This is a genomic window from Sphingopyxis sp. YR583, from assembly GCF_900108295.1.
GTDB lineage: Bacteria > Pseudomonadota > Alphaproteobacteria > Sphingomonadales > Sphingomonadaceae > Sphingopyxis.
In genome coordinates this window covers 186,180-195,716 of the sequence record NZ_FNWK01000003.1, presented here as the reverse complement: position 1 = coordinate 195,716, position 9,537 = coordinate 186,180, and the positions used below count along the sequence as shown (strand labels likewise).

The window sequence follows — 9,537 nt, the reverse complement described above, 5'->3', positions numbered from 1 at the left end:
GTTAGCTATGGTCTTTCGGCTTGGCCGTTATTTTCACGGCTGACGCCTCCCTGGCAGCGAGCATCGTTGGGGGCTTTGCCTTGGCGGCTTTGGGTTTGCGGATTTCGCGATTGCTGCGTTTCTGCGACTTGGCCATGGAATATCTCTCCGTTGTGAATGGGCTCGGCTGTTCGATCCGGTTACGCGAGCCGGGAAGGAGCCGAAGCGTGGCTCACCGCAGTGGGTCGGGTTTCAGCGCGACGATGGAGGGCGATAGAAGCGGTGCCGTATGACGTTGCCTTCGATGATATGACCACGAAGTCGCAGCCGCATTTCCTCTGCACCTGTACTCGCGGTGCAGACGAGACGGGTGCCGCCCGACTGCAGCGGCTCGATCGCGCTGATGCTCACGCCCTGCGCAAGGCAAAGGCGTCGAACCTCCTCTTCGGGCAGGGACAGGTTCATCGCGCGGCTCATGACGGGGCGCCGCCTTGTCTGGCCCGAACAGCAGCCGCCACCCGGACGTAGCCCTCGGCGCTTGCAGTCGCCACCGCCAACGGGCGACCGCCAAGCTCGTCATTCTCGGCGTTGAGAAAGGAAACCGCCGGATCGCGGCCACCGAGCAGCAAGAAGGCGAGCTGACTGATATTCCCTTGCCGGCGCGCGGCATCGGGCGCCATAGCAACGCGGCGTGGACGGAAGACAAGTTTCGACCGTCGTTTGGCTGCTGCTGTCTCGGCCAGGCATGAATCCTGAACCTCGTGAATTTCGGATTTCATGCTGCGCCTCCTTCGTAAGCGGGAGCGCGCTGTCTCTCAGCCGCGGCGGCCTACAATGTCCGTGCCGCGATGACCCCTATATGGGTCCTGAAAGCCGGGATGTAAGAGGTCGGCGGTCGGCATGACCGCTTTCTCGATCCATCGCGAAAACGGAATGATTGCGATCGGCTATTCCTGAATAGGCGAAAGGCGGCGGCTATTCGCTGCCGCCTTCGGTCACCAGATTCAGAATCGGCGCTGGCCGTTGCCCCAGTTGCCGACGTCGCATCGCCCGGAGAAGTCGGTTATCGCCTTGACCGTGATGAGTCCCGTCCGGCGGTCGACGGCAATTTTGGGCTTGTTCATTCCGTTGAGGCGATCGTGGCGGTGATCTGGTCGCGCCCGACCACGAGATTTTCGAGGTCCCACCAGCCATAATCGCCGCCCGAGTGGTGTCATGAGCGGCGCGGATCGTTAAAGGTGCATCGAACATGTCTTGTAAATGCTGATGCGACGGCCCATCTAACGAACATCGCTGGCTTCCTTTGGCATGCAGGCGACTGAGAGACCAACGCGCTCCCGCTGAACGGGAGCTGTCCATGGATCTCAATCAACTTCTCTATCATCACCAGATGGCGCTGATCGCCGCGAACCGGGCTCACCGGGACGGGCGCCCCGCCTCCAATTTCGATCTTCCGCGCTATTATGCGAAACGGATTGACGAGTATCGCGCGCGGCGCGGCCTCGGCGTCGGTTCGACACCCATGGCCGATCGAGAGGGCGGCCCGCGGGCAGATCCCCCGACCTCGGGACAGCGCGACGCCTATCCCGTCTTTCTTGGCGACACGCTGGTCGCCGAACTTCTCGTCAATCGGGCGCTGGCCATGACCGAAGCCGAGCGCACCGCATGCGCGCTGGACGGCATCGTCGAGCGCTTGACCGATCTCCACGAAGCGCTGTGGGTCATCGGGCACGACATCTATCAGGCTCTCGATCTCGATGAGGAAAAACTTGCGAAGCTGGCTGACGACCTGCCTCCTCCCGCCTCCGATGACCGGCAGGCCGCGCATTTGCGGCCGTTCGGCTCGCAGTCGGACGAGGGCATCACGCGGAGCTATCTCGAGCAGTTCAGCGTGGGTGGCTTCCATTACAACAATATCGAGGATGCCCGCGCCGCGCTTCGTCGTCAGCGCGGGAGCACCTCGACCGCCGGCAGGCAGGCCAATGATGTCTGACAGCAAAGAGATGCCGGCACGTGCAAATACCAATCCGTTCAGGCGGCGACGATCCTTCGCGCCGCTTCCTCCGCAAGAAGCAAGGCGTCAGGGCGCGATCAGCACGCTCGCATTTCAGTTGCTCGGCGGGCGCGATCCGGCGTTGGCGTTCCTCAACGGCGAGTGCGCGGAACTGCTCGGGAGGCCGATCGCCATCGCGACGCTTAGCGACGCTGGCTTTGCAATCGTCGAACGCGAGATCCGTTCGCGCGCGATGATCGGGGGAGACCGACATGCCGGCTGACCACGAAGCCGAACGGCATATCATCCGCACCTGGTTCGAATGGGAGATCGACGGCCTGGCGCGCAAGGTCATCCTCGTTGTCGAAACCGATCTGGCCATGCAGCCGGACGAGCAGGGGTATGACCTGTTGACGCTCGATACGTTGCGGGCCGCTGCGATCGCCCGGTCGCGGGCCTCGCCGGGCGCGATCGACCGGATCCGTATCGTGCCGGTGCGTTACTGAAGTCCGGAGGGGGCAGGAGAAGCGACGATGGCCGATTATGAAATCACCGGCATCCGGCAAGGCGGCGTCGATGGCCGGCTCCACCACATCGAGGCGGTAAAAGTCGGTGAAAGCCTGTTTCTGGTCGATCAGATTGTCGACTGGATAGAGGGCGGCGTCCATCGCTTCTGGATTTGGTTCCAGGAAGAGAAGATCGGTATTGTGGCGCTATCGCATGGCTCGTCGCGGCGCTTCTATCTCACCGTCGATGGTGGAGGATTCCCGCCGATAGCCTTGCTGTCGCTCCCGCGCGTTTGAAGAGGGCGCGGGAATTCCAACTTTCGTACCGCGCCGGATATCGTGAGGGCTGCTCAGGAGGATCATGAAGTTCCGTCGCAAAAGGGCCTCGCATCTGCATGCGAAGCCCTTTCATCCTCTGCGGTCGTGACCAAAGGAAGCCCATTGGCTTCCCGGGTCGCGAGGAAAGCCTTTGTTATATGACGATAGGCCGATGCTGGGCGATGTCGAGCGCTATCGCATCTGATCCGGCATTTATCATCGGGGCGGGTCGCCGTGCATGTGCGCTGCTATACCCGACAAAATCAGGTTCAAGTCCGCGTTTTGCACGGAACTCGTTGATCCGCCGCGCATAATGGTTCGGCAGATCAAAGCGGGCGGGCGCTTCGCCTTTGCGATGTGTCCGATCGGCGGCGATCACCGCCATCTGGTGATGATAAAAGAGCTGGTTCATATCCATTGAAATTATCCGGAGTTTCGAGTTCGACAGCAACGTGGACGCGGTCGGCCGACCGCGATTCAGCGCGTTGTTTGCGACGTCAGGCAAGGCATTGCGCGCGGACCGCCTCGGCAAGTCGTTCCTTGTCGGCCCGGGCCTGCTCGGATTTGAACTGTCGGTTGGCCAGCGCGTGCCATGCGGCCGCCGAACGGAGATTGCGATCGCGAACCTCCGTCAGGTCCGCCGCGGCTGCGTCGGCCTCGCATCGCTCGGCGTGTTCGCGATAATCGACGCTGGTTGCTGCCACGGCACTTTCCTTTCGTTCAGTCGATCATGTCGGCGATCAGCCGCTTGAGTTCGCGGCGCGAGAGCGTTGGCGAACGGCGCGGCGTGCGGCCTATCACGATCGGATTGCCTGCCAGCGGGAGGCCGGCGAGCGCGGGTAGAATGCTATTGGTCTGAAACATATCGGTCTTCTTGGAATGCACGCGTCAGCGGCGCTTGTGCGCGCCGCCGGCTGGACCGCCGGGTCCGCGATCGCGATAGACGATCCGGCCCTTGGTCAGGTCATAGGGCGTCATCTCGACGCGGACGGCGTCACCGACCACCGAACGGATGCGAAAGCGTCGCATCCGTCCGGCGGTATAGGCGATCAGCCGATGGCCATTTTCTAGGGTGACCCGGAACCGCCCGTCGGGCAGAATTTCCTCGATAGAGCCCTCGAAGCTGAGGACATCTTCCTTGGCCATCGCCGAAAGGCCGGTCAGGCCGTTTCGAGATTAACCGCGGAGATTTTACCGTCGCGACCGGTTTCCAGTTCGTACGAGACGCGCTGGTCCTTGCCCAGCGTCGCCATTCCGGCGCGCTCGACGGCGGTTACATGGACGAAGCTGTCGCCCGAGCCGTCTTCATTCGAGATGAAGCCATAGCCCTTGTCGCTGTTGAAGAATTTGACTGTGCCGATCGGCATTGGATGTTTCCTTTCACGAAAACAGGGTGTCCGCCGGCAAAAGCACCGACAGAGCTGGAAGCGTGAGAAGGGAAGAATCGCCCCGATCGGGGTATCAAAATTCCGTCGCAGGCGACGTTAGCAAATGGCATATGGAGCATCATTTTTGAAAAGTCAAGGATTTTCAATATATTTTAGCGTTACCTCTCAAAATATCCGGGAGAATATTGACTTTCGAAATAGCGGAAAAGACTTGTCGTATTGGGGTTAATCAAGCGTTTTTATTGGTATCCTTGTCCGCGGTTCAGGCGTTTTTCTGTCGGCCATTTCGAAGTGTGCCAAAAATATCGATGCCCTAGAGAGCGAGCGCGCCGAAGCGACCGGAGCGTCCGCTCTCTTTGTTTGGTGGCTGTCTCCACCGACCACTTATGCCGTGATATACTACCGGGATCCCATCTTCCCTTTTTGGCAGCGGATCCCTCCATTGGCGCTGCGCAATTCCAGCTTCTTCGTCCCGGACTTCAGGATTCCCAAGACGGGTCGCCAGCCTGACTTTGTGGTGGGAACCGCAACTCCCCGCACAGATCCTTTGCTGTCGAGCAGAGCAACCCATTCCGGCGTTATCGAAGCGCGCACGCTTCCATTCCAAGGCGGCGGGCTGCATTTCATTTCGGTCGCTGCAGGCGTCGGGTTCGTCCGCAACGCCTTCTGAATCGCCAAGCGCTCCGAATAGGCCGCGGCGACACAATCGCGAGCTGCTTCGACCATCGCGCAAAGGCCGCGACGGCGGAACCAGGTTTCATGTGCCTCGAAGAACATGCTCTCGGGAGGTTCCGCGCCAGCGTCGATGGTCTCGCGCTGCACCGCGCGGTCCATGGCCAGAAGGTCGGGATCGTCGCACACGACCGTGTCGATGGCGTAGACCGTGGCGTTGCAATCGACGCCGCTCTGGGGCGGTGGCGGCGGGATAAATGCTGCGGCTGAGCCGGCCATACCCAGTGACATCAATGCCCCCGCCCACCAAAGCGGCTTGGGATGGCTGGGCTTGCCCACAAGCATTGTCCCGTCTCGGCCCGCTTTATCCTGCGGTCTCGAACTTGCACTTCGCTTCCGCCGCGCCCGGAAGCGCCAGCATCGCTTCGTCGCCCTTGGTCCAGAAGCTGTAGGTGCCGCTCGCGTCCTTGCCGCCATATTTGGCCCCAGACCCGCTGGCTTCCTGTGTCAGCGTAGCCGACTTGTCGCCGCCCCATGTCAAATAGGCAACGCCCGGATCGGCATTGAGATAGCTCACCGAGATCAGCGCATCGATGCCGTCGCACTTGAGTGGCAGCGGACCGATCGAGATCGACTTGGGATCTTCAGCGCGTGCGCCGGCCGATGCCTCGCGCAGCGCATGCGCGCGGGCGGCGTAAAGCGGGACGAGACAGGCCTTCGCGTCCGCACCCGCACCGCACTTTTCGCGCGCGGCGGCAAAGGCGCTCTCGGCCTTCAGCACCTCAGGGATTGCCTGCTTGTCGTTTACCGCGAGCGTCTGGAGCCGGGCAACCTCGCTATCGAGCGCCGCGAGTTGGGCGTCGGCGGTCACGGGCGCAGCGGCGTCGGCCTTTACCGGCGCCTCCTTATCGGCCTTGCTACCGCAACCGGCCAGCAAGAGGGCGGCACTGGCGAAGGCGATTGCTTTGAATGTCGACATCTTGGACTTCCTTTCGATTGTCATTCTTCACCAGATACGCACGCGCTTTTCGGGCGCGATGTATAGATCGTCGTCAGGTGTAACCTTGAAGGCGTCATACCAGCCGTCGATGTTCGCGAGCACGACATTGATCCGCGCATAATTGGGACTGTGCCCGTCCGTCGCGAGCACCTGGCGTTGTAGATCGTCGCGGATCAGTCCGCGCCACACCTGCGCCCAGGCAAGGAAGAAACGCTGGTCGCCAGTGAAGCCGTCGATAACCGGTGGCTCGCCATTTTTGGCGACGTAGCGGCGCCAGGCAGTCCACGCCATTTCCAACCCGCCGAGGTCGCCGATATTTTCGCCCATCGTCAGCGATGGATTGATATGGACACCGGGGAGCGGTTCCTGCGCCGCATATTGCGTGCCGAGCTTGGCCGCTATCGCCTCGAATTTCGCGCTCGCCTCGGGCGTCCACCAGTCGCGCAGCGCGCCGGTGCCGTCATAGCGACGCCCGCCGTCGTCGAAGCCGTGGCCGATCTCATGCCCAATCACTGCGCCCGCCGCGCCATAGTTGACGGCGGGATCGGCTTTGGGATCGAACATTGGCGGACGAAGGACCGCGGCGGGGAAGGTGATCTGGTTGGTGGTCGCCTGATAAAAGGCGTTCACCGTCTGCGGCGTCGTCGGCCAGCGGTTTCGGTCGACCGGCTTGGTGAGGCGGGCCAGATCTTCCTTCCAGCCGAAATTCACCGACCGGACGACGTTGCCGAGCAGGTCCTTGCGATCGATCGTCAGGCTGGAATAGTCGATCCATTGATCGGGGTAGCCGATATGGGGCTCGAACAACGACAATTTGGTGAGCGCCTCCTTGCGGGTCGCGTCGTCCATCCACGGGTTCGAGCGGAAGCGCTCGCCCAGCGCGGCTTCGAGATTGCCGATCAACTCGGCCATTTCGGTGCGCGCTTCGGGCGGGAAATAGCGTTTGGCGTAGAGCTGGCCCACCCCGTCACCGAGGAAGCTGTTAAGCTGGGCCATGCCGCGAACGGACCGCGGGCGGGCGGCCGTGACGCCGTTCAGCACCGTCGAATGAAAAGCGAAATGCGCATTTTCGAACCGCTCGGGCAAATACTCCGCCGCGCCGTCGATCGTTTGGAAGGTGAGATAGTCCTTCCAGCTTGCGAGCGGCACCGTATCGAGCAGACAGCCCACCGCTCCAATGGCCGAGGGGGTGGCGACCCAGAATTTCTTTTGCCCTGCGAGGCCAAGGCCGCCGAGCCAGCCGTCCCAGCCGAATTGGGGCGCGAGTGTCCGCAGGTCATCGAGCGACATCACGTTATATATCTGACGGATGTCGCGCGTCCGTGTCGGTTCCCAATGCGCCGCTGCTATAGCTGTTTCGAGCGCGATGACCCGATCAGCTCGCTTCGCTGCATCATTGATCCCGGCGAGGGTGAACATCTGCTCGACATACCGGCGGTAGGCGACGCGGGCCTTGACGTGGCTATCGGCGCTGCTCGAATAAAATTCCGCCGATGGCAGCGTGATGCCGCCTTGCGCTATCGCCGCGATATAATGGCTGGCGTCGCCGGGATCGTTGAGGATTCCGAGCGAAATCGGGCGCGGCATTTCGTGCTTCGCCATTACCGCCATCAGCGCGCGGCGGTTCGATACGGCATTGATCTCGGCGAGCAGGGGCTTCAGCGATTTGAGGCCATTGGCCTCGATCGTATCGGTGTCCATGTAGGATGAGTAGAAGTCATAAACCTTCTGTCCCGTAGGGCCCTGTTTGGCGGGCGCCGGCGCAAGGTCGGCAAGGATCGCCAGCACCTCCTCGTCGGCGCTGTCCATCAAATTGGTCCAGATCCCGATCGAGCCGCGGTCGGCAGGTATTTTCGCATTCGCGAGCCAAGTCCCATTGACGTAACGATAGAAGTCGTCGCCCGGATCGACCTTGCGATCCATGGCCGACAGATCGACGCCCCATCCGGGGGGAGTTGTCTCCGCGCGAAGCGCAGTTGCGGAGAGACAGGCGCAAAGGCCAGCGACCGAAAGCATCACGACAATCCGAGTCACGCCAGCCCCCTACATTGAAATGATTGAATAATTTCAAGGTAAATTTATGACATTTTCGAGATGCCTTGGCGCCCTTGCCGATATCATTAAACTAAACTAGGCTCAGCGGCGAGTCGATATTTGACTAGTTAAACGTCTGTATACCTTAAGCTTTTTGTGGAGGGGGAGACTTTACGATGTTGTTGACCGCATTGGCGTTGCTTCTGGCTGCCCAGCCATCCGAAGATATGGACGATCGCGGCTATTATGGCGGCATGGACCTTCATCTCATCTGTTATGGCGAGGGCGCACGCCCTCAGGCACAGACGATGACGACGCTACACTGGAACCGACGTCATAAGGAATTCGACAGCGATTATTCGACGATCATATCGCGCCAGGAATTCGACGCCATGGTGCAAGTCGATATCCACGGCGGATATGGTCACATCTTTCTGCCCAAAAAACTGATCCCGCCGGCGCATTCAGGCGGCGATCACGGCTGGTGGGAGATAACCGACCTGGAGGTGGGCCCGCGTGAAATCCGCGGCCGCTACAGGTTGAACGGCCTCAACAAGCCCAAGATCCGGATCGACCGGGTGACCGGCCATGTGTCGATCGAGGGCATGTCGGGTTTCAGCGGCAGCTGCACCGAGGATAATGGCGGGAACACCCGCCGCTTTTGATATTCGTTTCGCGACAGGCGAGCAGCAAAGCTCTCCGCGCGGATGATGATGGCGTCATGTTCGGGCCGCTGGCGCGTGGGCATCCTTGAGGATGCGTTTTGAGCAGGGGAAGACCTATGCAGGCGAACAAGCGGCGCATTCTTATCGGATTGTCAGCAGGCGCGGCACTCGCCGCAGGCGGGATCGCACCGGCCATGGCCCGAAGCGCAAGTCAGATGAGCGACCTTGTCGGGGCGAAAGCGAGTTCCGGCGAAAGCCAACTCGAAGGCCGCGGCTTTACCTTTATCACGGGCAGCAGCGGCTATGATAGCAAAACGAGCTATTGGTGGCACAGCGGCGACAAGAACTGCCTGCAAGTCGAAACGCGCGACGGGCGTTTCGCTCATATCCGCGACGGGTCGAAAGGCGATTGTAACCAGAAGGGCGGCGACAACACTGGCGCGGTCGTCGCCGGGGTCGCCGCAGTCGCAGTGCTGGGCGCAATCCTGGCGCACAAGTCGCACGACCATGACGACAACAAACATTATTCGGATGCGGGCGCCGAGCAGCAATATGAGCGCGGCTATAATGATGGGCTGCACGGAGCAACCTACCAGAATTACGGCCGTAACGATTCCTACTCGAGCGGCTATTCGGCCGGCGTCGAGCAGCGCAGCAGCAATTTGAGCTATCGGCAATATCAGCCCGACCGTGGCGGTTATCATCCGTCGGTCGATATCAGCGACCTCAGCGGCGCGCGTGCCTCGGGCGCCGATGGGGAATTGACGCGGCGTGGCTTCAAGAATGTCGACGGTTTCAAATCGGGCAATACTGCGTACACGATCTGGAGCCGTCGCGACACGCACCAATGCGTTCAGATGACCGTCGCCGACGGCCAGGTCTACGACATCCGCGACATCGGAACCCATCCCAAATGTCGCTGATCCGGCCCCTCCGGTTGAGCCGCTGCTGACAGCAGCGGCTCGCTGGGGCCCGAAGATCG

Annotated in this window: 17 protein-coding genes; 6 read left to right on the top strand and 11 right to left on the bottom strand. The window is 61.2% G+C overall.

Annotated features, from left to right (window positions below; translation table 11 throughout):
• Nucleotide 1: 1 nt before the first annotated feature.
• From BLW56_RS20960 to BLW56_RS16545, 3 genes are all read right to left on the bottom strand, one after another.
• Complete coding sequence (locus BLW56_RS20960; protein WP_256203577.1) at nucleotides 2–136, bottom strand: hypothetical protein; 135 nt, start codon at nucleotides 134–136, stop codon at nucleotides 2–4.
• Between the two features lie 95 nt (nucleotides 137–231).
• Nucleotides 232–456, bottom strand: coding sequence for a hypothetical protein (locus tag BLW56_RS16550; protein WP_093511812.1), 225 nt, complete (start codon nucleotides 454–456; stop codon nucleotides 232–234).
• Nucleotides 453–758, bottom strand: coding sequence for an antitoxin Xre/MbcA/ParS toxin-binding domain-containing protein (locus BLW56_RS16545; protein WP_143043494.1), 306 nt, complete (start codon nucleotides 756–758; stop codon nucleotides 453–455). The genes BLW56_RS16550 and BLW56_RS16545 overlap by 4 nt, the downstream gene beginning before the upstream one ends.
• 578 nt (nucleotides 759–1,336) lie before the next feature.
• Between BLW56_RS16545 and BLW56_RS16540 the strand changes: the two genes are divergently transcribed.
• Genes BLW56_RS16540 through BLW56_RS16525 form a run of 4 tightly spaced genes read left to right on the top strand, consistent with a single transcriptional unit; the run spans nucleotide 1,337 to nucleotide 2,775 of the window.
• On the top strand, nucleotides 1,337–1,972 hold the full coding sequence (locus BLW56_RS16540; protein ID WP_143043493.1) for a hypothetical protein: 636 nt from the start codon (nucleotides 1,337–1,339) through the stop codon (nucleotides 1,970–1,972).
• On the top strand, nucleotides 1,965–2,255 hold the full coding sequence (locus BLW56_RS16535; RefSeq protein ID WP_143043492.1) for a hypothetical protein: 291 nt from the start codon (nucleotides 1,965–1,967) through the stop codon (nucleotides 2,253–2,255). Before BLW56_RS16540 ends, BLW56_RS16535 begins: the two co-directional genes overlap by 8 nt.
• Complete coding sequence (locus BLW56_RS16530; protein WP_093511809.1) at nucleotides 2,245–2,478, top strand: hypothetical protein; 234 nt, start codon at nucleotides 2,245–2,247, stop codon at nucleotides 2,476–2,478. The genes BLW56_RS16535 and BLW56_RS16530 overlap by 11 nt, the downstream gene beginning before the upstream one ends.
• 27 nt (nucleotides 2,479–2,505) lie before the next feature.
• Nucleotides 2,506–2,775, top strand: coding sequence for a hypothetical protein (locus BLW56_RS16525; RefSeq protein ID WP_093511808.1), 270 nt, complete (start codon nucleotides 2,506–2,508; stop codon nucleotides 2,773–2,775).
• Between the two features lie 175 nt (nucleotides 2,776–2,950).
• Here BLW56_RS16525 and BLW56_RS16520 read toward each other — a convergent pair whose 3' ends face one another.
• From BLW56_RS16520 to BLW56_RS16490, 8 genes are all read right to left on the bottom strand, one after another.
• Nucleotides 2,951–3,208 (bottom strand): hypothetical protein, encoded by a 258-nt coding sequence (locus BLW56_RS16520; RefSeq protein WP_177175998.1) that lies wholly within the window; start codon nucleotides 3,206–3,208, stop codon nucleotides 2,951–2,953.
• 85 nt (nucleotides 3,209–3,293) lie between these two features.
• Nucleotides 3,294–3,500: a hypothetical protein gene (locus BLW56_RS16515; RefSeq protein WP_093511806.1), complete on the bottom strand. Its 207-nt coding sequence runs from the start codon at nucleotides 3,498–3,500 to the stop codon at nucleotides 3,294–3,296.
• 16 nt (nucleotides 3,501–3,516) lie between these two features.
• Complete coding sequence (locus BLW56_RS20670) at nucleotides 3,517–3,660, bottom strand: hypothetical protein (protein ID WP_177175997.1); 144 nt, start codon at nucleotides 3,658–3,660, stop codon at nucleotides 3,517–3,519.
• A gap of 24 nt (nucleotides 3,661–3,684) precedes the next feature.
• Nucleotides 3,685–3,942: a translation initiation factor IF-1 gene (infA, locus tag BLW56_RS16510; protein WP_093511805.1), complete on the bottom strand. Its 258-nt coding sequence runs from the start codon at nucleotides 3,940–3,942 to the stop codon at nucleotides 3,685–3,687.
• A 14-nt stretch (nucleotides 3,943–3,956) separates the two neighbouring features.
• A complete protein-coding gene (locus BLW56_RS16505; RefSeq protein ID WP_093511804.1) occupies nucleotides 3,957–4,163 on the bottom strand; it encodes a cold-shock protein in 207 nt (68 codons plus the stop codon).
• 420 nt (nucleotides 4,164–4,583) lie between these two features.
• Nucleotides 4,584–5,195, bottom strand: a complete 612-nt coding sequence (locus BLW56_RS16500; RefSeq protein WP_143043491.1) for a hypothetical protein — start codon at nucleotides 5,193–5,195, stop codon at nucleotides 4,584–4,586.
• Between the two features lie 25 nt (nucleotides 5,196–5,220).
• A complete protein-coding gene (locus tag BLW56_RS16495) occupies nucleotides 5,221–5,835 on the bottom strand; it encodes an MliC family protein (protein WP_177175996.1) in 615 nt (204 codons plus the stop codon).
• A gap of 27 nt (nucleotides 5,836–5,862) precedes the next feature.
• Nucleotides 5,863–7,890 (bottom strand): M13 family metallopeptidase, encoded by a 2,028-nt coding sequence (locus tag BLW56_RS16490; protein WP_143043490.1) that lies wholly within the window; start codon nucleotides 7,888–7,890, stop codon nucleotides 5,863–5,865.
• 176 nt (nucleotides 7,891–8,066) lie between these two features.
• On the opposite strand from BLW56_RS16490, the gene BLW56_RS16485 reads away from it, so the two are divergent.
• Together BLW56_RS16485 and BLW56_RS16480 are read left to right on the top strand one after the other, a co-directional pair.
• Nucleotides 8,067–8,555: a hypothetical protein gene (locus BLW56_RS16485; RefSeq protein ID WP_256203572.1), complete on the top strand. Its 489-nt coding sequence runs from the start codon at nucleotides 8,067–8,069 to the stop codon at nucleotides 8,553–8,555.
• A 215-nt stretch (nucleotides 8,556–8,770) separates the two neighbouring features.
• A complete protein-coding gene (locus BLW56_RS16480; RefSeq protein WP_256203571.1) occupies nucleotides 8,771–9,478 on the top strand; it encodes a hypothetical protein in 708 nt (235 codons plus the stop codon).
• The last annotated feature ends 59 nt before the right edge of the window (nucleotides 9,479–9,537 follow it).